This window comes from Thiomonas bhubaneswarensis (assembly GCF_001418255.1).
Taxonomy (GTDB): Bacteria; Pseudomonadota; Gammaproteobacteria; order Burkholderiales; family Burkholderiaceae_C; genus Thiomonas; species Thiomonas bhubaneswarensis.
The window spans coordinates 134,933-159,213 of sequence record NZ_LIPV01000001.1 but is presented as its reverse complement, the minus strand read 5'-3'; the positions used below and the strand labels follow the sequence as shown (position 1 = coordinate 159,213).

30 protein-coding genes are annotated in these 24,281 nt (G+C 63.4%); 26 read left to right on the top strand and 4 right to left on the bottom strand.

What is annotated here, in order from left to right; translation table 11 throughout:
* Nucleotides 1-193: 193 nt before the first annotated feature.
* The 21 genes from rplN (at nt 194) to dsbD (ending at nt 13,318) form a co-directional block, all read left to right on the top strand.
* A complete protein-coding gene (gene rplN / locus ASC45_RS00780) occupies nt 194-562 on the top strand; it encodes a 50S ribosomal protein L14 (RefSeq protein WP_055449128.1) in 369 nt (122 codons plus the stop codon).
* A 21-nt stretch (nt 563-583) separates the two neighbouring features.
* Nucleotides 584-901, top strand: a complete 318-nt coding sequence (rplX, locus tag ASC45_RS00775; protein ID WP_055449127.1) for a 50S ribosomal protein L24 — start codon at nt 584-586, stop codon at nt 899-901.
* A gap of 11 nt (nt 902-912) precedes the next feature.
* Nucleotides 913-1,452 (top strand): 50S ribosomal protein L5, encoded by a 540-nt coding sequence (gene rplE, locus ASC45_RS00770; protein WP_055449126.1) that lies wholly within the window; start codon nt 913-915, stop codon nt 1,450-1,452.
* 7 nt (nt 1,453-1,459) lie between these two features.
* Nucleotides 1,460-1,765 carry a 30S ribosomal protein S14 gene (gene rpsN / locus ASC45_RS00765; RefSeq protein ID WP_055449125.1) on the top strand — a complete coding sequence of 102 codons (306 nt, stop codon included), beginning with the start codon at nt 1,460-1,462 and terminating at the stop codon, nt 1,763-1,765.
* Between the two features lie 93 nt (nt 1,766-1,858).
* Complete coding sequence (gene rpsH, locus ASC45_RS00760; RefSeq protein ID WP_055449124.1) at nt 1,859-2,257, top strand: 30S ribosomal protein S8; 399 nt, start codon at nt 1,859-1,861, stop codon at nt 2,255-2,257.
* Nucleotides 2,258-2,268: 11 nt separating this feature from the next.
* Nucleotides 2,269-2,802 carry a 50S ribosomal protein L6 gene (gene rplF / locus ASC45_RS00755; protein WP_055449123.1) on the top strand — a complete coding sequence of 178 codons (534 nt, stop codon included), beginning with the start codon at nt 2,269-2,271 and terminating at the stop codon, nt 2,800-2,802.
* A 14-nt stretch (nt 2,803-2,816) separates the two neighbouring features.
* Complete coding sequence (rplR, locus tag ASC45_RS00750; protein WP_072242951.1) at nt 2,817-3,173, top strand: 50S ribosomal protein L18; 357 nt, start codon at nt 2,817-2,819, stop codon at nt 3,171-3,173.
* A gap of 13 nt (nt 3,174-3,186) precedes the next feature.
* Nucleotides 3,187-3,705: a 30S ribosomal protein S5 gene (gene rpsE, locus ASC45_RS00745; RefSeq protein ID WP_055449121.1), complete on the top strand. Its 519-nt coding sequence runs from the start codon at nt 3,187-3,189 to the stop codon at nt 3,703-3,705.
* A gap of 5 nt (nt 3,706-3,710) precedes the next feature.
* Entirely contained in the window at nt 3,711-3,896 is a 186-nt protein-coding gene (rpmD, locus tag ASC45_RS00740; protein WP_055449459.1) for a 50S ribosomal protein L30, read from the top strand.
* Between the two features lie 91 nt (nt 3,897-3,987).
* Nucleotides 3,988-4,434 (top strand): 50S ribosomal protein L15, encoded by a 447-nt coding sequence (gene rplO, locus ASC45_RS00735; RefSeq protein ID WP_055449120.1) that lies wholly within the window; start codon nt 3,988-3,990, stop codon nt 4,432-4,434.
* A 14-nt stretch (nt 4,435-4,448) separates the two neighbouring features.
* Nucleotides 4,449-5,768 (top strand): preprotein translocase subunit SecY, encoded by a 1,320-nt coding sequence (secY, locus tag ASC45_RS00730; RefSeq protein ID WP_055449119.1) that lies wholly within the window; start codon nt 4,449-4,451, stop codon nt 5,766-5,768.
* Nucleotides 5,769-5,777: 9 nt separating this feature from the next.
* The gene (gene infA / locus ASC45_RS00725) at nt 5,778-5,996 is read left to right on the top strand and encodes a translation initiation factor IF-1 (RefSeq protein WP_013106895.1); all 219 of its coding nucleotides are present in this window, start codon (nt 5,778-5,780) and stop codon (nt 5,994-5,996) included.
* An 18-nt stretch (nt 5,997-6,014) separates the two neighbouring features.
* Nucleotides 6,015-6,128 (top strand): 50S ribosomal protein L36, encoded by a 114-nt coding sequence (rpmJ, locus tag ASC45_RS15390; RefSeq protein ID WP_072242940.1) that lies wholly within the window; start codon nt 6,015-6,017, stop codon nt 6,126-6,128.
* Nucleotides 6,129-6,161: 33 nt separating this feature from the next.
* On the top strand, nt 6,162-6,527 hold the full coding sequence (gene rpsM, locus ASC45_RS00720) for a 30S ribosomal protein S13 (RefSeq protein WP_055449118.1): 366 nt from the start codon (nt 6,162-6,164) through the stop codon (nt 6,525-6,527).
* 16 nt (nt 6,528-6,543) lie between these two features.
* Nucleotides 6,544-6,951, top strand: coding sequence for a 30S ribosomal protein S11 (gene rpsK / locus ASC45_RS00715; RefSeq protein ID WP_055449117.1), 408 nt, complete (start codon nt 6,544-6,546; stop codon nt 6,949-6,951).
* 135 nt (nt 6,952-7,086) lie between these two features.
* On the top strand, nt 7,087-7,710 hold the full coding sequence (gene rpsD / locus ASC45_RS00710) for a 30S ribosomal protein S4 (protein ID WP_055449116.1): 624 nt from the start codon (nt 7,087-7,089) through the stop codon (nt 7,708-7,710).
* A 112-nt stretch (nt 7,711-7,822) separates the two neighbouring features.
* Nucleotides 7,823-8,809, top strand: coding sequence for a DNA-directed RNA polymerase subunit alpha (locus ASC45_RS00705; protein ID WP_055449115.1), 987 nt, complete (start codon nt 7,823-7,825; stop codon nt 8,807-8,809).
* 106 nt (nt 8,810-8,915) lie between these two features.
* Nucleotides 8,916-9,311, top strand: a complete 396-nt coding sequence (gene rplQ / locus ASC45_RS00700; RefSeq protein WP_055449114.1) for a 50S ribosomal protein L17 — start codon at nt 8,916-8,918, stop codon at nt 9,309-9,311.
* Nucleotides 9,312-9,414: 103 nt separating this feature from the next.
* Nucleotides 9,415-10,359 (top strand): ATP-binding cassette domain-containing protein, encoded by a 945-nt coding sequence (locus tag ASC45_RS00695; RefSeq protein ID WP_055449458.1) that lies wholly within the window; start codon nt 9,415-9,417, stop codon nt 10,357-10,359.
* Between the two features lie 14 nt (nt 10,360-10,373).
* Nucleotides 10,374-11,156 (top strand): ABC transporter permease, encoded by a 783-nt coding sequence (locus ASC45_RS00690; RefSeq protein WP_055449113.1) that lies wholly within the window; start codon nt 10,374-10,376, stop codon nt 11,154-11,156.
* A 167-nt stretch (nt 11,157-11,323) separates the two neighbouring features.
* Nucleotides 11,324-13,318: a protein-disulfide reductase DsbD gene (dsbD, locus tag ASC45_RS00685; RefSeq protein ID WP_055449112.1), complete on the top strand. Its 1,995-nt coding sequence runs from the start codon at nt 11,324-11,326 to the stop codon at nt 13,316-13,318.
* Between the two features lie 25 nt (nt 13,319-13,343).
* On the opposite strand, the gene ASC45_RS00680 is transcribed toward dsbD, so the two are convergent.
* Both ASC45_RS00680 and ASC45_RS00675 read right to left on the bottom strand, forming a co-directional pair.
* Nucleotides 13,344-13,838, bottom strand: coding sequence for a protein tyrosine phosphatase family protein (locus tag ASC45_RS00680; RefSeq protein ID WP_055449111.1), 495 nt, complete (start codon nt 13,836-13,838; stop codon nt 13,344-13,346).
* Nucleotides 13,835-15,922 carry a molybdopterin-containing oxidoreductase family protein gene (locus tag ASC45_RS00675; protein ID WP_055449110.1) on the bottom strand — a complete coding sequence of 696 codons (2,088 nt, stop codon included), beginning with the start codon at nt 15,920-15,922 and terminating at the stop codon, nt 13,835-13,837. Before ASC45_RS00675 ends, ASC45_RS00680 begins: the two co-directional genes overlap by 4 nt.
* Before the next feature lie 179 nt (nt 15,923-16,101).
* Here ASC45_RS00675 and ASC45_RS00670 point away from each other — a divergent pair, with 179 nt between their 5' ends.
* The 5 genes from ASC45_RS00670 to ASC45_RS00650 are packed head-to-tail and all read left to right on the top strand — an operon-like array spanning nt 16,102 to nt 23,200.
* Entirely contained in the window at nt 16,102-16,875 is a 774-nt protein-coding gene (locus ASC45_RS00670) for a TetR/AcrR family transcriptional regulator (RefSeq protein WP_082454158.1), read from the top strand.
* A gap of 31 nt (nt 16,876-16,906) precedes the next feature.
* Nucleotides 16,907-18,703, top strand: coding sequence for an acyl-CoA dehydrogenase C-terminal domain-containing protein (locus ASC45_RS00665; protein WP_055449109.1), 1,797 nt, complete (start codon nt 16,907-16,909; stop codon nt 18,701-18,703).
* 40 nt (nt 18,704-18,743) lie between these two features.
* Entirely contained in the window at nt 18,744-21,143 is a 2,400-nt protein-coding gene (locus ASC45_RS00660) for a 3-hydroxyacyl-CoA dehydrogenase/enoyl-CoA hydratase family protein (protein ID WP_055449108.1), read from the top strand.
* Nucleotides 21,144-21,163: 20 nt separating this feature from the next.
* Nucleotides 21,164-22,363: an acetyl-CoA C-acyltransferase gene (locus tag ASC45_RS00655; RefSeq protein ID WP_055449107.1), complete on the top strand. Its 1,200-nt coding sequence runs from the start codon at nt 21,164-21,166 to the stop codon at nt 22,361-22,363.
* 60 nt (nt 22,364-22,423) lie between these two features.
* Nucleotides 22,424-23,200: an enoyl-CoA hydratase gene (locus ASC45_RS00650; RefSeq protein WP_055449106.1), complete on the top strand. Its 777-nt coding sequence runs from the start codon at nt 22,424-22,426 to the stop codon at nt 23,198-23,200.
* A 12-nt stretch (nt 23,201-23,212) separates the two neighbouring features.
* Here the strand turns inward: ASC45_RS00650 and trmL are convergent, their stop codons facing one another.
* Together trmL and ASC45_RS00640 are read right to left on the bottom strand one after the other, a co-directional pair.
* Nucleotides 23,213-23,683 (bottom strand): tRNA (uridine(34)/cytosine(34)/5-carboxymethylaminomethyluridine(34)-2'-O)-methyltransferase TrmL, encoded by a 471-nt coding sequence (gene trmL / locus ASC45_RS00645; protein ID WP_055449105.1) that lies wholly within the window; start codon nt 23,681-23,683, stop codon nt 23,213-23,215.
* Between the two features lie 30 nt (nt 23,684-23,713).
* Nucleotides 23,714-24,271, bottom strand: a complete 558-nt coding sequence (locus ASC45_RS00640; RefSeq protein WP_245609919.1) for a ComF family protein — start codon at nt 24,269-24,271, stop codon at nt 23,714-23,716.
* Between the last annotated feature and the right edge of the window lie 10 nt (nt 24,272-24,281).

Here is a 24,281-nt window from a genome sequence, read left to right as displayed (position 1 = left end):
TTTTTTCATGCCTTCGTTTTAGAGGGCAGCGAATTGTCAGAAGTCGGATCGCCAGAAGTCGTAAGCGATTTCGACGGCGGCCCGGCTGAACATCGGGCCAAGTGGGCGAAGTTCGAGCAACACAGATCAATTCCCGCACCAGGGAGCCAAGACTGGCGCACATCGTGCGACTAAGTTGGGTGAAGGAAATTAAATGATTCAGACGCAATCCAGACTGGATGTCGCCGACAACACGGGCGCCAAATCCGTCATGTGCATCAAGGTGCTGGGCGGCTCCAAGCGCCGCTACGCCGGCGTGGGCGACATCATCAAGGTCAGCATCAAAGAGGCTGCCCCGCGTGGTCGTGTGAAAAAAGGTGAGGTGTACAGCGCCGTCGTGGTGCGCACCGCCAAGGGCGTCCGTCGTACGGATGGCTCCTTGATCAAGTTCGACGGCAATGCGGCCGTGCTTCTGAATGCGAAGCTCGAGCCCATCGGCACGCGCATTTTCGGCCCGGTGACGCGCGAGTTGCGTACCGAGCGCTTTATGAAGATCGTGTCTCTGGCGCCTGAAGTGCTCTGAGCTCGCGAAAGAGGAATTGTCATGAACAAGATTCGCAAAGATGACGAGGTCATCGTCATTGCCGGCAGCGACAAGGGGCGTCGTGGCCGAGTGACTGCCCGCGTGGATGCTGACCACATCGTGGTCGAGGGTGTGCACACCGTGAAAAAGAACGTGCGCCCCAATCCCATGAAGGGTGAGGCAGGTGGCGTGATGTCGCGCGACCTGGCCATCCATCAAAGCAATGTGGCCATTTACAACCCGGCGACCGGCAAGGCCGATCGCGTCGGCTTCAAGACTCTGGATGACGGCGCCAAGGTGCGCGTTTTCAAGTCCAGTGGCGAGCAGATCAAGGGCTGACCGGAGGATTTATGTCGCGCCTGCAGACGATTTACAAAGACAAAGTCGTGCCCGAGTTGATGGCCAAGTTTGGCTACAAGTCGGTCATGGAAGTGCCGCGCCTGACCAAGGTGACCCTCAACATGGGTGTCTCCGAAGCTGTGGCTGACAAGAAGGTGATGGAGCATGCAGTCGGAGATCTGACCAAGATCGCCGGCCAGAAGCCCGTCGTGACCCGCTCGCGCAAGGCGATCGCCGGTTTCAAGATCCGCGAAGACCTGCCGATCGGCTGCATGGTGACGCTGCGCGGCGGTCGTATGTACGACTTCCTCGATCGTTTCGTGACTATTGCCCTGCCCCGTGTGCGTGACTTCCGCGGCATTTCCGCTCGCGCGTTCGATGGTCGTGGCAACTACAACATCGGTGTCAAAGAGCAGATCATCTTCCCGGAAATCGAATACGACAAGGTCGATGCGCTGCGCGGTTTGAACATCAGCGTCACCACCACGGCCAAAACCGACGAAGAGTGCAAGGCGCTGCTCGCTGCGTTCCGCTTCCCTTTCAAGAACTGAGGTCATCATGGCAAAACTGTCCCTGATCAACCGCGAAAAGAAACGCGAACAGTTGGTTGCTAAATTCGCCGCCAAGCGCGCCGAGTTGCAGGCTATCGTCGACGATACCTCCAAGTCGTTCGAGGAGCGCTATGAGGCGCGTCTGAAGATTCAGCAATTGCCGCGCAACTCCAGCCCGACCCGCCTGCGCAACCGCTGCGCCATCACGGGCCGCCCGCGCGGGACCTTCCGTCGCTTCGGTCTGTCGCGCAGCAAGATTCGCGAGCTAGCGTTCCGCGGGGAAGTTCCTGGCGTGACCAAGTCCAGCTGGTAATCGGCGGCGGTCATCGGTCATTGAGTCGAATCGAGTTCGGTTCCGTTCGGTTGCTACACCGGCCAGGCGCCAAAAGTTTTTAGGAGAGTATTGATGAGCATGAGTGATCCCATCGCCGACATGCTGACGCGTATTCGTAACGCGCAGATGGTCGAAAAGGCGAAGGTAACGATGCCCGCTTCCAAGATCAAAGCGGCAATCGCTCAAGTCCTGCACGAAGAGGGCTATATCGACGGCTTCAATATCCGTCGTGAGAGCGATGCCAAGGCAGATCTGGAAATTTCGCTGAAGTATTACGCCGGCAAGCCTGTGATCGAGCGCCTCGAGCGCGTCAGCCGCCCCGGTCTCCGCGTGTACCGCGGCAAGGAAGACATCCCCCAGGTGATGAACGGCCTGGGTGTTGCCATCGTTTCGACGCCGCGCGGTCTGATGACCGACCGCAAGGCGCGCCAGGTTGGCGTGGGCGGCGAAGTCCTCTGCTACGTGGCCTAAGGAGATCGATCATGTCACGTATCGCAAAGTCTCCGATCAAGTTGCCTGCGGGCGTAGAAGTCAGCCTCAGTGCGAACACCATTGCCGTCAAGGGTGGGTTGGGCAAACTCGAGCGCGCTCAGTACGCCGGTGTGAAGGTGGTCCAGGACAATGGCGCCCTGACGTTCGCGCCGACCAATGAGTCTCAGGAAGCGCACGCCATGTCGGGCACCATGCGCGCCCTCGTGGCGGGTATGGTCGAGGGCGTTTCCAAGGGCTTCGAGCGCAAGCTCAGCCTCGTCGGCGTCGGTTTCAAGGCCCAGGCGCAAGGCGCAAGGCTCAACCTGTCGCTCGGTTTTTCCCATCCCATCGTGAAAGACATGCCCGAGGGGATCAAGGTCGAGACGCCGACCCCCACCGAAATCGTCATCAAGGGTGTGGACAAGCAACTCGTTGGCCAGATCGCCGCTGAAGTGCGCGCATTCCGTCCGCCTGAGCCCTACAAAGGCAAGGGCGTGCGCTATGTCGACGAAGTCGTGGTGATCAAGGAAACCAAGAAGAAGTAAGGGCAAGGATCATGATCAGCAAAAACATTTCCCGTCTTCGCCGCGCCCAGGCCACTCGTCGTCGCATTGCGCGCCTGCGCGCAGTGCGCCTGTCGGTGCACCGCACGAACCAACACATCTACGCCACCATCATTTCCGCCGAGGGCGATCGCGTCCTCGCTTCCGCTTCGACGGTGGAGGCGGAAGTGCGTGGGCAGCTCAACGGGCATGGCGGCAATCTTGCCGCAGCCGTTGCGGTTGGCACTCGCATTGCCGAAAAGGCCAAGGCCGCCGGGATCGACACCGTGGCTTTCGACCGTTCCGGTTTTCGCTTTCATGGGCGCGTCAAGGCGCTCGCTGAGGCTGCGCGCGAAGCCGGCCTGAAGTTCTGAGAACGGGCACATCATGGCTAAAGTTCAAAACAAGTTTGCCAACGAAGCGCGCGACGACGGTCTGCGCGAGAAGATGATCGCGGTCAACCGCGTGACCAAAGTCGTGAAGGGTGGTCGAATCCTCGGCTTCGCCGCCTTGACGGTCGTGGGTGACGGCGACGGTCGTATCGGCATGGGCAAAGGCAAGGCGCGCGAAGTGCCCGTGGCTGTGCAGAAGGCCATGGAGCAGGCTCGCCGCAACATGGTCAAGGTTCCGCTCAAGGGCGGCACGCTGCATCACAAGGTCACGGGTCAGCACGGCGCAGCCAACGTCATGATGCTGCCGGCCGTTCAGGGTACCGGCATCATCGCTGGCGGCCCGATGCGCGCCATGTTCGAAGTGCTCGGGATCACCGACATCGTGGCCAAGAGCCACGGCTCGACCAATCCCTACAACATGGTTCGCGCCACGCTCGACGCGCTGGGCAATATGAGCTCGGCACAAGAGATTGCCATGAAGCGTGGCAAGACCGTCGAAGAAATTCTGGGTTGAACATCATGAGTGACAAGAAAACCATCAAGGTCAAGCTGGTCCGCAGCGTAATCGGCACTCGCGACTCGCATCGCGCCACGGTTCGTGGGCTGGGCCTGCGCAAACTCGGCAGCGTGCGCGAGCTCGAGGACACGCCCGCCGTGCGCGGCATGGTGCGCAAGGTCAGTTATCTGGTTGAAATTTGCGCCTGAAGCGCGGCCTGGGTCGTGGCCCGGGGCGACGGAATCGGCCTTCTGAGCCCCGGCTCGGGTTGGCAAAACAGCAGAATTTGTGAGATTCGATATGCAACTCAACACCATCAAACCCGCCGCAGGCGCCAAGCACGCCAAGCGCCGTGTCGGCCGCGGCATCGGGTCAGGCCTGGGCAAGACCGCCGGTCGTGGTCACAAGGGCCAGAAGTCGCGCTCCGGTGGCTTTCATAAGGTTGGCTTCGAAGGTGGCCAGATGCCGCTGCAGCGTCGCCTGCCCAAGCGCGGCTTCAAGTCGCCGATCGCCCGCTTCAGCGCGCAGGTCACCCTGGCCGATCTCAATCGCATGCAGGAAGACGAGATCGACATGCTGACGCTGAAGGCGCATGGCCTCGTGCCCGATCTGACGCGTACGGTCAAAGTGATTGCTTCGGGTCAGATTGCTCGCGCCGTCAAGCTGCAGGGTATTCTGGCGACCAAGGGCGCCCGCAGTGCGATCGAAGCCGCCGGCGGCGCCATCGCTGACGTGGCTGCGGCCTGATCGGACTTTTCGACATGGCCAGCTCCGGCGTGACACAGCAGGGCAAGTACGGCGACCTTGGTCGCCGTCTGATGTTCCTGCTCGGCGCACTGGTGGTGTATCGCATCGGTGCGCACATCCCCGTGCCCGGCATCGATCCGACGCACCTGCAGCAGCTTTTCCAGAACAACTCGGGCGGCATTCTCGGTTTGTTCAATATGTTCTCTGGGGGCGCGCTCGCACGCTTTACCGTGTTTGCTCTGGGGATCATGCCGTACATCTCGGCATCGATCATCATGCAGCTGCTCACTTACGTCGTGCCTTCTCTTGAGGCATTGAAAAAGGAAGGCGAGGCGGGGCGGCGCAAGACTACGCAGTACACGCGTTATTTCACGCTGGTCCTGGCGATTTTCCAGTCTTTCGGTATTGCAGTGGCCTTGCAGGCTTCGCCGGGACTGGTGATCAATCCCGGCATTGGTTTCCAGCTGTCCGCTGTGTTGACGCTGACGTCTGGAACCATGTTCCTGATGTGGCTCGGCGAGCAGATCACCGAGCGTGGCCTGGGTAACGGCATTTCCATCATCATTTTCGCGGGCATCGTCGCAGGCTTGCCGACGGCCATCGCGGGTCTGGCGGAATTGGTCAGCACGGGCGCCATGAGTGTGCTGGTGGCCTTGTTCGTATTGGCCATTGTCATTCTGGTGACCTATTTCGTGGTCTTTGTCGAGCGTGGCCAGCGCAAGATTCTGGTGAATTATGCGCGCCGCCAAGTAGGCAACAAGGTATACGGCGGACAGAGCTCGCATCTGCCGCTCAAGCTGAACATGTCTGGCGTCATTCCGCCGATTTTCGCTTCGTCGATTATTTTGCTGCCGGCAACGGCTGTGAGCTGGTTTGGCGCTACGAAGGGGATGGGTTGGCTCAAAGACATAGCCGGCGCGCTGTCTCCGGGCCAGCCTCTCTACATTCTGTTGTACGCGGCAGCAATCATTTTCTTCGCGTTCTTTTACACGGCCCTGGTTTTCAACAGTCGTGAAACGGCCGATCAGCTCAAGAAGGGTGGGGCGTTCATTCCTGGCATACGTCCGGGCGAGCAAACGGCGAAGTTCATCGACAAGGTGCTGATGCGGCTGACTCTGGTGGGCGCCATTTACATCACGCTGGTGTGCCTGCTGCCCGAGTTCCTCGTCTTGAAATACAATGTCCCGTTCAGCTTCGGGGGCACATCCCTGCTGATCATTGTCGTGGTCACCATGGATTTCATGGCGCAGGTTCAGGCTTATGCCATGTCGCATCAATACGACGCCTTGCTCAAGAAGGCCAATTTCAAATCGGGCCTGGGCGGCGTGCGTTAACAGGAATTTATGGCCAAAGACGACGTCATTCAGATGCAGGGCGAGATTCTCGAGAATCTCCCCAATGCAACCTTCCGGGTCAAGCTGGAAAACGGCCACACGGTTCTGGGGCATATTTCAGGAAAAATGCGGATGCATTACATCCGTATCCTTCCGGGCGACAAGGTCACCGTGGAATTGACGCCCTATGATTTATCACGCGCGCGGATCGTTTTCCGCGCCAAGTAAGAGCAAGAGAGGATCATCATGAGAGTGAGCGCATCTGTCAAGAAAATGTGCCGTAACTGCAAAATCATTCGCCGCCACGGCGTTGTGCGTGTGATTTGCACCGACCCGCGTCACAAACAGCGCCAGGGTTGAGTCCAGACCATTTTTTGAAGTTCGAGGTATTCAATGGCACGTATTGCTGGTATTAACATTCCGCCACATCAACATTCGGAAATCGGCCTGACGGCGATTTACGGCATTGGCCGCACGACTGCGCGCGCCATTTGTGATGCTTCGGGCGTTCCTTACAACAAGCGCATCAAGGATCTTTCCGACGCGGAGCTGGAGAAGGTGCGGGATGCCATCGGCAAGCTCACCATCGAAGGCGATCTGCGTCGCGAGATCTCGGTGAACATCAAGCGTCTGATGGATCTGGGCTGCTATCGCGGTTTCCGTCACCGCCGAGGCCTGCCGGTACGCGGTCAGCGCACCCGTACCAACGCCCGCACCCGCAAAGGTCCTCGCAAGGGCAGCATCACGCTGAAGAAATAAGTAAGGAACACCGCAAATGGCTAAACCATCGTCCCAGAACTCCGCTGCTCAGCGCACCCGCAAGAAAGTTCGCAAGAACGTTTCCGACGGCATCGCGCATGTGCATGCGTCGTTCAACAACACCATCATCACCATCACCGATCGCCAGGGCAATGCGCTGTCGGCGTCGTCCTCCGGGGCCCAGGGTTTCAAGGGTTCGCGCAAGTCCACGCCGTTCGCAGCACAGGTTGCCGCCGAGCAGGCTGGCCGGGTTGCGCTCGAGTATGGGATCAAGAACCTGGAAGTGTTCATCAAGGGCCCGGGCCCAGGTCGCGAGTCGTCGGTGCGTGCGCTGAACAATCTCGGCATCAAGGTCACCCTGATCGAAGACGTGACGCCGATCCCGCACAACGGCTGCCGCCCTCCCAAGCGTCGCCGCGTCTAACTGATTTTCTGCTCTCGCGCTCAGTGGTCGCGCCAGCCTCAGGTTGCGCGGTGCTGGGCGTGTTTTCAAGTCCACTGCCCGATTGATCGGGCTCCCATGCGATTGACGGCATGGCAGTATTGAAAGGAATTCCAAGTGGCTCGTTTTATTGGCGCCAAAGGCAAACTCACCCGCCGCGAAGGCGCAGATCTCTTCCTCAAGAGCGCGCGTCGAGGCATTGACTCCAAGGTCAAGCTCGAAACCAAGCCCGGCCAGCATGGCCGTACCTCGGGTGCGCGTACCTCGGATTACGGCAAGCAACTGCGTGAAAAGCAGAAGGTCAAGCGCATGTACGGTGTGCTCGAGCGTCAGTTCCGCCGCTATTACGAGGAAGCGCAGCGCCGTTCCGGCAACACGGGCGCCAATCTGTTGAGCCTGCTGGAGTCGCGCCTGGACAACGTGGTGTACCGCATGGGCTACGGCTCGACCCGCGCTGAAGCGCGCCAGCTCGTCGGCCATCGCTCGATCACGGTCAACGGCAAGGTGCTGAACATTCCGTCGGCACAAGTGAAAGCTGGCGATGTCGTCGCCGTGCGTGAAAAGTCGCGCAACCAGGCTCGCATTCAGGAGTCGCTCAAGCTGGCCGAGTCCAACGGCTTTCCCGCCTGGGTTCAGGTCGATGGCGCCAAGATGGAAGGGGTCTTCAAGAAGGCGCCCGACCGCGACGAATTCGGCAGCGACATCAACGAGTCCTTGATCATCGAGTTGTACTCGCGTTAATGATTTTTGCGCCCTGGCCACCAGGGCGACCCGTGCCCTGCCAAACCTGGCAACGGCCGCTCACCTCAGCCTTATCCGCGTAACGTGCGGAGGGTATTGAACAGGAAGCCTCATGCAAACTGCACTTCTTCGTCCCAAGTCGATTCAGGTCGAGTCTCTCGGACACAACCGATCCAAGGTCGTGCTCGAACCTTTCGAGCGTGGCTACGGCCATACCCTGGGTAATGCGCTGCGTCGCGTCATGCTGTCGTCGCTGGTGGGCTATGCCCCCACGGAAGTGAGCATCAACGGCGTGCTCCACGAGTACTCGGTCGTCGATGGTCTGCAGGAAGACGTCATCGGCGTGCTGCTCAATCTGAAGGGCGTGGTGCTCAAGCTGCACAACCGTGACGAAGTCACCCTGTCGCTGCGCAAGGAAGGCGAAGGTGTCGTGACCGCTGCCGACATCCAGACCCCGCATGACGTCGAGATCATCAACCCGGATCATGTCATCGCGCATCTGTCGCAAGGCGGCAAGCTGGACATGCAGATCAAGGTTGAAAAGGGTCGCGGCTATGTACCGGGCACGCTGCGCAACTTCAACGAAGAAGGCGGCAAGAGCATCGGCCACATCGTGCTCGATGCCTCGTTCTCGCCCGTGCGTCGCGTCAGCTATGCGGTGGAAAGCGCCCGTGTTGAACAGCGTACCGACCTCGACAAACTGGTGATGGAGATCGAGACCAACGGCGTCATCAGCGCGGAAGAAGCCATCCGCGCGTCGGCCCGCATTCTGGTCGAGCAACTGACGGTCTTCGCCAGCCTGGAAGGTGCCGAAGCCACCGAGGCCGCCGAAGCGGCCGTCGGCGCACAGACTTACGACCCGATCCTGCTGCGTCCTGTGGACGAGCTTGAACTGACCGTGCGTTCTGCCAACTGCCTGAAGGCCGAGAACATCTACTACATCGGCGATCTGATTCAGCGCAGCGAAACCGAACTGCTCAAGACGCCCAACCTCGGCCGCAAGTCGCTCAACGAGATCAAGGAAGTGCTCGCCGCCCGCGGCCTGACGCTGGGCATGAAGCTCGACAACTGGCCGCCCACCGGTCTGGACAAGCGCTGAGCCATTCTCAACGCTCTCACATTCTCGATTGGCCGGGTGGAGTACCCGGCAGTGCGGGGCCAGTACCTGATACGGCTGGCCTGATTCATAAGGAAAGGAAAGCACCATGCGTCACGGAAACGGACTTCGCAAACTCAATCGCACCTCCAGCCATCGCAAGGCCATGTTTCGCAACATGGCCAATTCGCTGATCGAGCACGAGGCCATCAAGACCACCCTGCCCAAGGCCAAAGAGCTGCGCGCCGTGGTGGAGCCCCTGATCACGCTGGGCAAGAAACCTTCGCTGGCCAATCGCCGTCTGGCGTTCGATCGCCTGCGCAACCGCGACTCGGTCACCAAGCTGTTCGACGTGCTCGGCCCGCGTTATCAGACCCGCCCGGGAGGCTACACCCGCACGCTGAAGTTCGGTTTCCGCGTGGGTGACAACGCCCCCATGGCCCTGATCGAGCTGGTCGATCGTCCCGATGTCGATGCTGCCCCGGTGGAAGACAAATCGGAGTAAACGTGGGGCGCTGTGCCCTGCTACATGCCGAAAAGCGCCAGCCCTGCTGGCGCTTTTTTCATGATGGCGGCAGACTTCACGGCTTGCCCTTAGCATGCTCTCCATGCATGACGACGTTTCCCCGCAACCTGCGCAGCTTCACCCTCTTCTCGAGATGGTGCAGGTTCACAAGCGATATGGGGATCTCACGGTGGTCGATGGCCTGAGCTTGCGCCTGATGCCGGGCGAGTGCTACGGCATCATCGGGCCCAACGGCGCCGGCAAGACCACCACCATCCAGCTTTGCCTGGGGCTCGCCCGGCCGGATGCCGGGCAGATCCGACTGATGGGCCAGCCCGTGCCCGAAGCTGCACGGCAGGCGCGTCTGCGCGTCGGCGTGGTGACCCAGTTCGACAGCCTCGATCCCGATTTCACCGTGGAGGAAAACCTGCTGGTTTTCGGGCGCTATTTCGGCATGCGCGACGCCGAACTCCACCCCCGTTTGCCGCAGCTGCTGGCCTTCGCGGCGCTCGAATCGAAGGCCAAGGCTCGCATCAGCGAATTGTCCGGGGGGATGCGGCGACGGCTGAGTCTGGCCAGGGCGCTGGTCAACGATCCCGACCTGATCTTCCTCGACGAGCCGACGACGGGCCTCGATCCGCAGGCACGGCATCTGATCTGGGAACGTCTGAAGGTGCTGACCGCGCAGGGGAAGTCGCTGTTGCTGACAACGCATTTCATGGACGAGGCTGAGCGGCTGTGCCATCGCATTCTGGTGCTCGACCATGGCCGCCGGATTGCCGAAGACACGCCGCGCGGCCTGATTGCGGCTCAGGTCGAGGCGGAGGTCATCGAGATGGACGGCGAAGGCCTGGAAGAAGCCGAGCGCCTGCTGCGCCCGCATGTGCAGCGCCTGGAGCGCAGCGGCGACGGTCTGTTCGCCTATGCAACGCACAGCGCCGCGGCGTTGCGAGCGCTCGAAGCCCTGCCAGGGCTGCGTGTGCTGCATCGACGCGCCAATCTGGAAGATGTCTTTCTCAAGCTCACGGGTCGTCAACTGCGCGATTGAGCAGCGTTTCAGCCATGCCCCAAACTTCCGTGATCGAGCGACACCGCTGGCGCTTCTTTCCCATCTGGCGGCGCAATTTTTTGGTCTGGAAGAAACTGGCCATTCCCAGCTTGGTCGGTAATATCGCCGAACCGCTGATTACCCTGGTGGCCTTCGGCTTTGGCGTGGGTGCGCTGGTGGGCACGGTGGACGGCGTGCCCTACATTCAGTTCCTCGCCTCCGGCGCGATCTGCATGAGCGTGATGATGGCGGCCAGCTTCGAGGCGCTGTATTCGGCGTTTTCCCGCATGCATGTGCAGAAGACCTGGGACGCCATCCGCGTCACGCCCACCTCGCTCGACGATGTGCTGCTTGGCGAGCTCACCTGGGCGGCGAGCAAATCGGTGTTCAGCGGTGTGGCCATTCTGGTCGTCATTGTGGCGCTGGGCATCAGCCGCGAATGGACGCTGCTCCTCGCGCTGCCCTTGCTGCTGCTCACCGGGCTGGTGTTCTCGGCCATCGGTCTCATCGTCAATGCCAAGGCAAGGGGCTACGACTTCTTCACCTATTACTTCACCCTGGTGCTCACGCCGATGACCTTTCTGTCGGGCGTGTACTTTCCGCTGACTTCCCTGCCCAAGCCGCTGCAATGGCTGGCGCAGGTGCTTCCCCTGCATGCCGCGGTGGAACTGGTACGTCCGCTGTTTTTCGGGCATTTCGATGCGAAGGCGGGACTGCATCTCGTCGTGCTCGGCGCGGATCTGCTGTTGGCCTGGTGGCTGGCTCGCACCCTGACGCAACGACGCTTTCGCGCATGAATCCAGCTTCTCCCAGCCCCGCCAAGGGCAATGAGTGCAGAGCACAGCAGGGCTAGCCCTAAGGCATTCAAATATGCACTTGGACTTATATTTCGGGAGCTATCGCATGCGCACTGTCAGTTTGCAGCGCCTCGTCCGACAACATCACAAGATCAGGGAGACCGTTCATGCCCAGCCATGATTCATCCGCATCCATAAAGCCAGGACTCTGGGGCCTGCTCGGCCGTGTCGTGCTCGGCTTGTCGCTGCTCTGGGCGGGGCTGATCCTGCCCCTGGCGCAGGCGCAGCAGGGTGATTTTCTGCCGCCGGATGAAGCCTTCCAGTTCAGCGCCAAGGCGCAGGATGCCAAGACGGTCTTGCTGCAGTTCAAGGCGGCCAAGGGCTATTACATGTACCAGGAGCGATTCCACTTCGAATCGCAGACCCCGGGCGTGGAATTGGGTAAGCCCGGATTTCCTCCAGCGCATGTCATCTTCGACAAAAACCTTGGACATGAGGTGGCGCATTACCGCGATCTGGTGTCCATTCCCTTGCCGGTGCTCAAGGCGCCCGCGAGCTTCAAGATGCTGGTGACGTATCAGGGCTGTGCGGATGCCGGGCTTTGCTATCCGCCCATCGAAAAGCTAGCCACCGTGAGCCTCAGCGGATTCGGTGGCAATGGCACGGTGACCATTAGCGAGCCGGACGACGAAGGCGCCGCAGCGCCCGCCGCCGGAGCGAGCGGGGCCAGCGGACTGGTCCAGGGGCTGATGGGGGCGGCAAGCGGTGCGAAGGCCACCAGTGCCGCTTCAGCGTCAGCGCCATCGATCGCGCCTGGGGCAGGCGCAGGCCAAGGCGCGGCGCCACCGGCTGCGGCGCCAGTCGTGGCGTCGGGCGGCGAATCCTCGCGCATAGGTGCCGCGCTGGCTTCGGGCAGCCTGCTGTCCATCGTTCCCATGTTCCTTGTGTTCGGCCTGCTGCTGGCGTTCACGCCCTGCGTGTTGCCGATGATCCCGATTCTGTCGAGCATCATCGTCGGCCAGGGCGAGAAGGTCTCGCGCGGTCGGGGCTTCGCGCTGGCCGTGGCCTATTCGCTGGGCATGGCCATCGTGTACACGGCCTTTGGCGTGGCGGCCGGGTTGCTCGGTCAGGGTCTGGCCGCCTCGCTGCAGAACCCCTGGGTGCTGTCGGTGTTTGCCGCGCTGCTGGTGCTGCTGTCGCTGTCGATGTTCGGTTTCTATGAACTGCAGGTGCCAAGCAGTCTGCAAAGCAAGCTGTCTTCCACGTCCGACAAGATGCAGGGCGGACATTTCGCCGGTGTGTTCGTCATGGGCGGGATTTCGGCGCTGATCGTCGGGCCTTGCGTGGCTGCACCGCTGGCCGGTGCGCTGCTCTACATCAGCCAGACCGGCAACGCCTTGATCGGCGGCGTGGCGCTGTTCTCACTGGCTGCCGGCATGAGCCTGCCGCTGCTGCTCGTCGGGCTGGGGGCGGGGACGCTGCTGCCCAGAGCCGGGGGCTGGATGGACGGGGTCAAGGCCTTCTTCGGCGTGCTGCTCATTGCCACGGCCCTCTACATGATCGCACCGGTTCTGCCGACTTGGCTGCTGATGGTGCTGTGGGCGCTGCTGTTTCTCATCAGCGCGAGCTATCTGCGGGTTTTCGACCGCCTGCCCGACGAGGCCTCGGGCTGGAAGCGGCTGTTCAAGGGTTTCGGCGTGGCGCTGGCGGTGGCCGGTGTGGTGCTGCTGGTCGGGCTGGCCTCGGGCAACCGCAACCTGCTGCAGCCTCTGGCCGGTCTGGGCGGCACCGCCGGCGAGAATGCTGCGGCACCCGCGGTGCAGTTCCAGCGCATCAAGACCGTGACGGATCTCGACCGCATCGTGGCCGCAAGCAGCAAACCCGTGATGCTTGACTTCTATGCTGACTGGTGCGTCTCGTGCAAGGAGATGGAGCACTTCACCTTCACCGACCCGGCCGTGGCGCGACAGATGGCAGGCTTCACCTTGATTCAGGCCGACGTGACGAACAACACCGCCGACGACAAGGCACTGCTCAAACGCTTCCAGTTGTTCGGCCCGCCCGGCATCATCTTCTTCAAGGGGGGCAAGGAAGTGGGGCGCGTGGTCGGCTTCGAGGATGCCAAGACCTTCCTGGCGTCGATGCAGCGCGCCGGGGTTTGAGCGACTCGTCGCGCAGACCGGATGCTCAGCGTGGTTCGGGCTGCGCCGGGTCGGCACCGCGGGCGTGGCGCACCGCGCCGATCCATCGTTGCCAAGTGGGGTTCGGCGTCCAGACCTGCGACATCGGCCAGACCGCCAGCGATTCGTCCTCGCCGCGAATGAGCAGGCGGTAGAGGTAGACGAAGGCCGAAGCCCGCATGTTTTTCGCGCAATGCAGCCAGACGGGCTTATGCCCAACAGCGGTCATCACGCCCACGAATAGCTCGAACTGGTCGGGCTCGGGCGCATCCCAGATCACCGGAATCTGCACATAGTTCAGCCCCAGCGCGGTGACCTGCTCGGCTTCGCCGGGCAGAACCTTCGAAGCATGGGGCGGCGCCAGATTGATGACGGTGTTCACGCCCAATGCAGGCAAGCGGGCGACGTCGGCTGCGCTGAGCTGACCCGAGCACCACAGGCCATCGAATGCGAGATAGGCGTTCTCGGCATCGAACGCCGACAGCAGCACTGGGTCGCTCACGCCGGGGCCACTTCGACCAGACAGTCGTAGAAGCACGGCCCCGCGCCGAGGTCTGTGAGCCGCTGGTGCGTGAGTGCGTTGACGTTCTGCCCGTCGGGTGAGAGCTTGCGCCACCAGAGGCCCAGACCCACGATCTGACCAGGGCGGGTGCGGGTGCTGATGCGCGCGCGGCTCAGCGCCGCACCGCGGTCGTTGAAGGTGCGCACCATCTGACCGTCGGCAAGGCCACGCCGGGCTGCATCGTCAGGGTGGATGAGCAGCGCGGGCTCGCCTTCGAGTTGCCGCAGGCTGTCCACGTTCACGAACGTGGAGTTGAGGAAGTTGCGGGCGGGCGGCGAAATCATGGCCAAGGGATAACGCGCGGCAAGCTCGGGCGCTGTCTCCTCACTCTCGTAGGGCAAAATCACCTCGGGCAAGGGGTCGCGCCCGGCATCGAGCTCGCGTTGCGACCAGAATTCGCACCTGCCCGAAGGCGTGGGAAAGCCGCCGCGCGCAAACGGGGCGGTGGCGCCGGGCAGCTTGGCCCAACCTTCGGTTTTCAGACGTGCCCAGGCGATGTCGCCGTTGCGCACGTCGGCGGCGATGGTCTGCGCGGCGATCTGCTCATCGTTCTCGGCAAAACAGGGATCGGCAAACCCCATGCGGGCGGCGAGCAGGCGGAAGATTTCGGTATTGGGCTTGGCCTGGCCGAGCGGCGCCACGGCAGCGTTGTTCGCGAGCCAGTAGCGGTGTCCGTAAGACTTGTGCACGTCCAGGTGTTCGAGCTGGGTGGTGGCCGGCAGCACATAGTCGGCATAGTCGGCCGTGTCGGTCTGGAAATGTTCCAGCACCACGGTGAACAGATCGTCTCGGGCGAAGCCCTCGCGCACCTTGTTGCCCTCGGGCGCGACGGCCATCGGGTTGCTGTTGTAGACGATGAGCGCCTCGATCTTCGGGCCGAAGGCAGGGCTGGATGAGCGCAGCAGGTCGTCGCCCAGGGTCACCATATTGAGCGTGCGCGGCTTGCGCCCAGCCAGCAGGTCGGGGCGCTCCAGCGCGGCGCCGTCGGCCTTGAAGTGGTTGGAGCTGGACATCAGCAGCCCGCCGGCGTCATGTCGCCAGGCTCCCACCAGCGAGGGCAGACAGGCGATGGCGCGTACCGCATTGGCACCGCCACGCACGCGCTGCAGGCCGTAGTTCATGCGGATGGCGGCAGGCGAGAGCGTGCCATAGTCGCGCGCAAGCTGGCGGATCTGCTCGACCGGCACGCCGCAGACCGCCGCCGCGCGCTCCGGCGGCCACTGCAGCGCGCGTTCGCGCAGCGCGGCAAAGCCCACCGTGTACTGCTCGATGTAGTCGTGGTCGAGCCAGTCATGGGTGATCAGCTCGTGCATCAGCGCGTAGGCCAGTGCCGCGTCGGTGCCGGGGCGCAGTTGCACATGCTCGTGGCACTTCTCGGCGGTGTCGTTGCGCCAGGGGTCGATGCACACCAGCTTGGCGCCCTGGCGCTTGGCGCGCTGGGCGTAGGTCCAGAAGTGCAGGTTGCTGGTGATGCTGTTGCTGCCCCAGATGAGGATCAGCTTGCTGTGTTCGAACTGCTCCACATCCATGCCCAGCTTGCCACCGATCACCGCGTTCAGTCCGGCTTCGCCTGCGGTGGAGCAGATGGTGCGGTCGAGCAGACTGGCGCCGAGCTTGTGAAAAAAACGCGCCGCCATGCTCTCGCCCTGCACAAAGCCGAGCGTGCCGCCGTAGGAATAGGGCAGGATGGCTTGAGGATCGCGCGCGGCGATGGTCTTGAGGCGCGCGGCGATGTCGTCCAGCGCCTCGTCCCAGCTCACGGGCGTGAACTGCCCGTTGCCCTTGGGACCGGTGCGCTTGAGGGGTTGCAGCAGGCGGTCGGGGTGATAGGTGCGCTCGGTGTAGCGCGACACCTTCGCGCACAGCGCGCCGTGGGTCGTGGGATGGTCGGGATCCCCGCGCACGCTCACCGCCACGCCGTCCTTGACGGTGACGAGCAGGGCGCAGGTATCGGGGCAGTCGTGCGGACAGGCGGCGCGCACGAGGCCGTCCGATGGGACGGCGGCGAGAATGGTTTCGGTCATGGTGGTGGGCGGGGCAGTGAGCAGCGGCTTGCAGTTTAGGCGGCAAACGACCGATTCGCCCGGCACCCAAGCCCGACAGGCTCCTGGGCCCATCTGCGGGTTGTGGTTGACAAAGCGGCGAGAATCAGAAATAGTACGACCGTTCGTTTTTTCTGCGTGCCGCGTGCACCGTCCCTCCCATGACCGCCGTTCGCTCTCCCCTCGCATCGCGTCGCGCCCCCCGGAGGACGGTCGGCACCAAGACCTCGGCCGACAAGGTGGCGGCTTCCCTGCGTGATGAGGCACCGCCCACCGGTTCGGCCAAGGGGCGGCAGACCCGACAGGCCATCGTCGATTGCGCCTTGCAGATGGCAGGGCGCATCGGTCTGGAGGGGCTGTCCATCGGCGTGCTGGCCGATCGCATGGAGATGAGCAAATCGGGCGTGTTCGCCCATTTCGGCTCGCGCGAGGAACTGCAGATCGCCGTCATCCGCCACTATCACGATCTGTTCGAGCAAGAAGTGTTTTACCGCGCCATCGAGCAGCCGCGCGGCATACCCCGCCTGGCGACCATGGTGCAGCGCTGGCTGCAGCGGGTGAGCGTGGAGATGGAAACCGGCTGCATCTACATCTCCAGCGCGGTGGAGTTCGACGACAGGCCGGGCACGGTACGCGATGCGCTGGTGGCCATGATCCAGACCTGGCACGACGCGGTGCGCCGCGCCATCGCGCAGGCGATCGAGGTCGGCCACCTCAAGCCCGACACCGACCCACAGCAGCTCATGTTCCAGATCCACGGCTACATCCTCGCCCTGCATCACGACGCCCGGCTGCTCAAGCTGCCCAACAGCCTCACGCTTGCCTGCCGCAGCCTCGACGCCCTGCTGCGCGACAGGGCCACGCCCGAAGGGCTGCCGCTGCTTTTGCCCTGCCTTTCACAAGATCTCGCGGCGAACGACGCCGACCATCACTGACCCCATTCAAGCCCGCTTTGAGGAGACCCCGATGCCCCAATACACCCCACCGCTGCGCGACATGCAGTTCATCATGCACGAGGTGCTCGACGCCACCACCGTGCTAAAGGAGATGCCCCCCTATGCCGAGGTCGATCCCGACCTCATCAACCAGGTGTGCGAAGAGGCGGGCAAGTTCTGCAGCGAGGTGTTGCAGCCGCTCAACGCCAGCGGCGACGCCGAGGGTTGCCACTTCGATGCCGCCACGCACAGCGTGACCACGCCCAAGGGCTTCAAGGCCGCGTGGGATCAGTTCGTGCAGGCCGGATGGATGGGGCTCACCGCCGAGACACAGTACGGCGGTCAGGGCCTGCCGCATCTGGTGGGCAGCGCGGTGCACGAGATGCAGAACGCCGCCAATCAGGCCTGGACCATGTATCCCGGCCTTACGCAAGGCGTGACCGAATTGCTGAACGCGCATGGCAGCACCGAGCAGAAGGCACTCTACATGCCCAAGCTGGTGGCGGGCGAGTGGACGGGCACCATGTGCCTGACCGAGCCGCATTGCGGCACCGACCTTGGCCTCATTCGCACCAAGGCCGTGCCGCAGGCCGACGGCAGCCACAAACTCAGCGGTCAAAAAATCTTCATCTCCAGCGGCGAACATGACCTGGCCGACAACATCGTGCACATGGTGCTGGCCAAGCTGCCCGACGCCCCCGAGGGCAGCAAGGGCATTTCGCTTTTCATCGTGCCCAAGTTCCTGCCGACGGCAGACGGCGCGGTGGGCGAGCGCAACGGCATTTTCTGCTCGGGCATCGAACACAAGATGGGCATACACGCCAATTCCACCTGCCAGATGACGCTGGAAGACGCCACCGGCTGGATGGTGGGCGAGCCCAACAAGGGCCTGGCGGCGATGTTCGTGATGATGAACGGGGCGCGGCTGGGCGTGGGCATGCAGTCGCTCGGCCTGACCGAAGTGGCGTACCAGAACGCTCTGGCCTACGCCCGCGATCGTCTGCAGATGCGCGCGCTCTCCGGCCCGAAGGCGCCCGACAAACCGGCCGACCCCATCCTCGTGCATCCCGACGTGCGCCGCATGTTGCTTACCGCGCGCGCCTGGACCGAGGGCGGGCGCTTTCTGGCCTACTGGGTGGCGCTCGAACTCGACCGTTCGCTGCACCACCCCGACGCCGAGGTGCGCAAGGACGCGGACGATCTGGTCTCGCTGCTCACGCCCATCGTCAAGGCCTTCATCACCGACAACGGCTTGCAGGCCACGAACGAATGTCTGCAGGTGTTCGGCGGCCACGGCTACATCCGCGAATGGGGCATGGAGCAATTCGTGCGCGATGCCCGCATCAACCTGATCTACGAGGGCACCAACACCATCCAGTCGCTCGATCTTCTGGGCCGCAAGGTGCTGATGGACGGCGGCGCGCGGCTGCGCAAGTTCGGCAAGATCCTCACCGACTTCATCGAAGAGGAAGGCGTCAACGAGGCCATGCAGGAGTTCGTCAACCCGCTGGCCGACCTGGCCGACAAGGTGCAGAAGCTCACCATGGAGCTGGGCATGAAGGCCATGGCCAACAAGGACGAGGTCGGTGCCGCCGCCGTGCCCTATCTGCGCGTGGCCGGTCATGTGGTGTTTTCCTACGCTTTCGCGCGCATGGCGCAGGTGGCGCTGCGCAAGATCGCCGCGGGTGAAGATTCGCCGTTCTATCAGGCCAAACTGCAGACGGCGCGCTTTTACTTCGGCCGCCTGTATCCCGAATCTGCCGCGGCCATCCGCATGGCGCGCAGTGGTGCGAAGAACCTGATGGACACCGAGGCGGTGTTCGCCTGAGGCTCCCCTGAATTTTTCCGATTTCCCTGAAGGAACTGACATGACGCAGACGACCCCTATCCGCAAGGTTGCGGTACTCGGCGCGGGTGTCATGGGCGCGCAGATCGCCGCCCATTGCATCAACGCCCGGGTACCGGTGGTGCTGTTCGATCTACCGGCCAAGGAGGGCCCCAAGAACGGCATCGTTGACAAGGCCGTGGCCAACCTCAAGAAGCTCAGCCCCGCGCCGCTCGGCGACGTCGCCCACGCCGGCCTGATCACCGAAGCCAACTACGAGACCGATCTCGAACTGTTGCAGAGCTGCGATCTGGTGATCGAGGCCATCGCCGAACGCATGGACTGGAAGCACGATCTGTACAAGAAGGTGACGCCGCATCTGGGCGCGAACACCATCTTCGCCTCCAACACCTCGGGCCTGTCCATCACCGCCTTGTCCGAAGGCTTCGACGCCGATCTGCGCAAGCGTTTCTGCGGCGTGCATTTCTTCAACCCGCCGCGCTACATGCATCTGGTGGAGCTCATCCCGACGGCGAGCACCGATGGCGCCATCCTCGACCGGCTCGAAACCTTTCTCACCACCACGCTGGGCAAGGGTGTGGTGCGTGCCAAGGATACGCCGAACTTCGTCGCCAACCGCGTGGGCGTGTTCTCCATCCTGGCCGTCATCAAGGAGGGCGAAAAGTTCGGCCTCGGCTTCGACGTCATCGACGACCTCACCGGAACCAAGCTCGGCCGGGCCAAGAGCGCGACCTTCCGCACCTCTGACGTGGTCGGCCTGGACACCATGGCCCACGTCATCAAGACCATGCAGGACACCCTGCCTTTGGATAAAGACCCGTTTGCCGCGCTCTACGCCACGCCGCCCGTGCTGGCCACGCTGGTGGGCAACGGCGCGCTGGGCCAGAAGACCGGCGCGGGCTTCTATAAAAAAGTCGGCAAGGACATTCTCAAGTTCGATCCGGTCAAGGGCGACTACGTCCCCGGTGGCGGCAAGGCCGACGAGATCGTGGTGCGCATGCTGAAAAAGCCCGCGGCCGAGCGCTTCAAGCTGCTGCGCGAGTCGAGCAATCCGCAGGCGCAGTTCCTGTGGAGCATTTTCCGCGACGTGTGGCATTACGTGGCGCTGCATCTGGCCGACATTGCCGACAACGCCCGTGACCTCGACTTCGCCATCCGCTGGGGCTTCGGCTGGAACGAAGGCCCGTTCGAGAGCTGGCAGGCCGCAGGCTGGAAGCAGATTGCGGACTGGATCGCAGAAGACATCGCCGCAGGCAAGACGCTGTGCAATGCGCCATTGCCCGAGTGGGTGAGCAAGGTGGACTGCGTGCACAAGCCCGAAGGCTCGTACTCGGCGGCGAAGAACACCTTTATTGCCCGCTCGGCCCTGCCGGTCTACGCCCGCCAGCCGTTCAAGCAGGCCGTGCTGGGCGAGAACGCACCCGACCCACGCACCGCGGGCCACACCGTGTTCGAGGACGAGTCGATCAGGCTGTGGACCGCTCCGGGCGCCGACGACGTGCTGGTGGCGAGCTTCAAGACCAAGATGAACACCATCGGCCCGGGCATCATCGCTGGTCTGCACCGCGCCGTGGAGCTTGCCGAAAGCGGTTACAAGGGTGTGGTCGTCTGGCAGCCGACTTCGCTCTCCAGCGGGCCGTTTTCCGCCGGGGCGGATCTGCAGTCGATGATGCCGGCCTTCATGGCCGGTGGGCCCAAGGCCATCGAGCCCGAAGAAAAGAAGCTGCAGGACCTGATGCTCACCCTGCGCTACGCCCAGGTGCCCGTGGTGGCCGCGGTCAGCGGCATCGCCCTGGGCGGCGGCACCGAGCTGAGCGTGTACTGCGCCAAGCGTGTTGCGCATTTCGAGAGCTATATGGGCCTGGTGGAAATGGGCGTGGGCCTGATACCGGGCGGTGGCGGCCTTACCTATCTGGCCCGCCGCGCGGCCGAACAGGCGCAGGGTGGCGACATCCTGCATTTCCTCAAGACGGGCTTCCAGGCTGCGGCCATGGCCACGGTGGGCAAGTCGGCGCTGGAAAGCCGCAACCTGGGCTATCTGCTGCCCAGCGACACCATCGTCATGCACGCCCACGAACTGCTGCATGTGGCGGTGGGGCAGGCCCGTGCGATGTTCGACGCGGGCTACCGTCCGCCGCTGCCGGGTCAGACCTTCCCGGTGCTGGGCCGCAACGGCGTGGCCACCATACGCGCCCAGCTGGTGAACCTGCGCGACGGCGGCTTCATCTCGGCTTATGACGACGAGATCGCCACCCGCATCGCCACCGTGCTGTGTGGCGGCGATGTGGAGGAGGGCGCCCAGGCCGACGAGGCCACGCTGATGGCGCTGGAGCGCAAGCACTTCTGCGAACTGCTCGGCCAGGCCAAGACCCAGGAACGCATCATGGGCATGTTGCAGACCGGCAAGCCGGTACGCAACTGATCCGCCACCAGGAGAACGACATGAGCAAACAAGTGCAAGACGCCTACATCGTTGCCGCCACCCGTACGCCGGTGGGCAAGGCCCCGCGAGGGATGCTGAAAAACTACCGCTCCGACGATCTGCTGGTGCACGTCATCCGCGCCGCGCTGGCGCAGGTGCCCAACCTCGATCCCAAGCTGATCGAGGATGCCGTGATCGGCTGCGCCATGCCCGAGGGTGATCAGGGCATGAACGTGGCGCGCATCGCGGCGCTGCTGTCCGGGCTGCCCGATACCGTGGGCGGCGTGACCATCAACCGCTTCTGCGCCTCGGGCGTGACGGCCATCCAGATGGCGGCCGATCGCATCCGCGTGGGCGAGGCCGATGTGATGATCGCCGGTGGCACCGAGAGCATGAGCCGCGTGCCCATGGGCGGCTTCCATCCCAGTTTCAACCCGGCCATCTTCGCCAACAACGAGCATGTGGGCATCGCCTACGGCATGGGCATGACCGCCGAGAAGGTCGCGCAGCAGTGGAAGGTGAGCCGCGAGGAGCAGGATGCGTTCGCTCTGGCCTCGCACCAGAAGGCGCTGGCCGGTATTGCGGCGGGCGAGTTCAGCGAGGAAATCACGCCGCTGGACATCGTGGAGAAATTTCCCCGCCTGGGCACGGCCGAGGTGGACATCAAGACCCGCAAGATGACCGTGGACGAAGGCCCGCGCGCCGACACCACGCTCGAGGCGCTGGCGCGGCTCAAGCCGGTCTTCGCGGCCAAGGGCAGCGTGACCGCGGGCAACAGTTCGCAGACGTCGGACGGCGCAGGCGCGCTGATTCTGGTGAGCGAGAAAATTCTCAAACAGTTCAACCTCGTGCCGCTGGCGCGGTTCGTGAGCTTTGCCGTCAAGGGCGTGCCGCCCGAGATCATGGGCATCGGGCCGAAGTACGCCATACCTGCGGCGCTGGACAAGGCCGGGCTCAAGCTCGACGACATCGGCTGGATCGAACTCAACGAAGCCTTTGCCGCGCAGTCGCTGGCGGTGGTCAAGGATCTGGGCATCAACCCCGAGGTGCTCAACCCGCTGGGCGGCGCCATCGCCTGGGGCCATCCGCTGGGGGCCACCGGCGCCATCCGCGCGGCGACGGCGATTTACGGCATGCGCCGCCGCAAGGCCAAATACAGCATGGTGACCATGTGCATCGGCACTGGCCAGGGAGCGGCCGGCATTTTCGAGAACGTCTGATCGCCAGGCACGATCAACACCCGGGCAGTAGCCCGGGTTTTCATTTCAGGAGACAACATCATGAGTCAGTTGCAGACCGAGTTGCGCAACGGCGTGTTGCACATCGTGTTCAACCGTCCGGAGAAAAAAAACGCGCTGACCCTGGCGATGTACGAAGCGGCCAACGAGGCCTTCGAGCGCGCCGCGACCGATGCGCAAGTGAAGGCGGTGCTGATTGCGGGCGAGGGCAGCAGTTTCACCGCGGGCAACGATCTGCAGGACTTTCTTTCGGCGCCGCCGCAGGGTGAAGATGCGCCGGTGCTGCAGTTCCTGCGCCATCTCGCCAGTCTCGACAAGCCTCTGGTGGCTGCCGCCCAGGGCTTTGCCGTGGGCGTGGGCACGACGCTGCTGATGCATTGCGATCTGGTCTACGCCGCTGAAGATGCACAGTTCGTTCTGCCCTTTGTGCATCTGGGCCTGTGCCCGGAGGCGGCGTCCAGCCTGCTGCTGCCGCAGATCGCCGGTTACCAGCGTGCGGCCGAGAAACTCCTGCTGGGCGAGCCCTTCGATGCGACCGAGGCGCAGGCCATGGGGCTGGTCAACCGGGTGATGCCTGCGGAAGCGCTGCGCGAGTTCGCCGTGGCGCAAGCCGAAAAATTTTCGCGTCTGCCGGCGCCCTCGCTGCGCGCGACCAAGCGCCTGCTCAAGGGGCTGGGCGACCAGGGGCCGCAGGCCGTGCTGGCACGCATGCGCTCGGAAGAGGCAGTATTTCAGGCCTTGCTGGGCGCACCCGCCGCCCGCGAGGCGATGATGGCGTTTTTGCAGAAGCGCAAACCGGATTTTTCGGCGATCGAATGACCTGATGGGTCTCTACACCCCGCCCGCGTAGTCCTGCTGACGCCAGGCTTCGAAGACCGTCACGGCCACCGCGTTGGAGAGGTTCAGACTGCGCTGGCCTTCGCGCATTGGCAGGCGCAGTCGCTGCTCGGGGGCGAACCGTTCGCGCAGGGCTTCGGACAGTCCCCGGGTCTCAGACCCGAAGACGAAGCAGTCTCCCGGCTCGAAGCGCACCGAGGCTATCAGTCGGCTGCCGCGCGTGGTGAAGGCGAAGACGCGCTCGGGCCGGGGTTGCAGCGCTTCGATCAGGGCGTCCCAGTTGGCGTGGGTTTGCATCGATGCGTACTCGTGATAGTCGAGCCCGGCGCGGCGAAGCTGCCGGTCGTCGAGCGAAAAACCCAGCGGTTCGACGAGGTGCAAAGTGCAGCCGGTATTGGCGCACAGCCGGATGACGTTGCCGGTATTGGGCGGAATTTCGGGTTCGACCAGAACGATGTGAAACATGGGGGGTGACAAAAGAAAGGCGTGATGGATTTAGGGGTTGTGCTCGCGCGGGGTGCGCAGCGCAAAAGCCACCCAGACCGCGGCCGCGCCCTGGCGCAGCAGCACGCGGCAGGCCTCCTGCAGCGTGGCCCCCGAGGTCATCACGTCATCGACCAGCAGCAGGGTCTGGCCGTCCCAGCGCGTGGAACAGGCGTAGGCACCGCGGATGTTGCGGCTGCGTGCTTCCAGCGGCAGGCTGCTCTGCGCGGTGCCGTGGCGCACCCGCTGCAGATCGTGGGCATGGCCGGGGCGGTGCAGCGCGTGGCTGATGCGCCTGGCCATTTCCCACGCCGGGTTGAAACCTCGTTCCAGCAGCCGCTCGCGCGACAGCGGAATGGGCAGAATGACGTCGGGCAGAGGCAGATCAGCCTCCAGCCAGCGCGCGCCGAGGAGATCGCCGAACCAGCGAGCCAGGGCGGGCTCGGCGCCGAACTTCATGCGCAGAATGAACTGATCGTTGGGGAAGCGGTAGTCGCCCAGGGTCAGCGCACCTGCCCACGGCGGCGGGTGGAGCAGGCAATGTCCGCACATCTGCCCGTGTTCGGCCACGACGACGCCG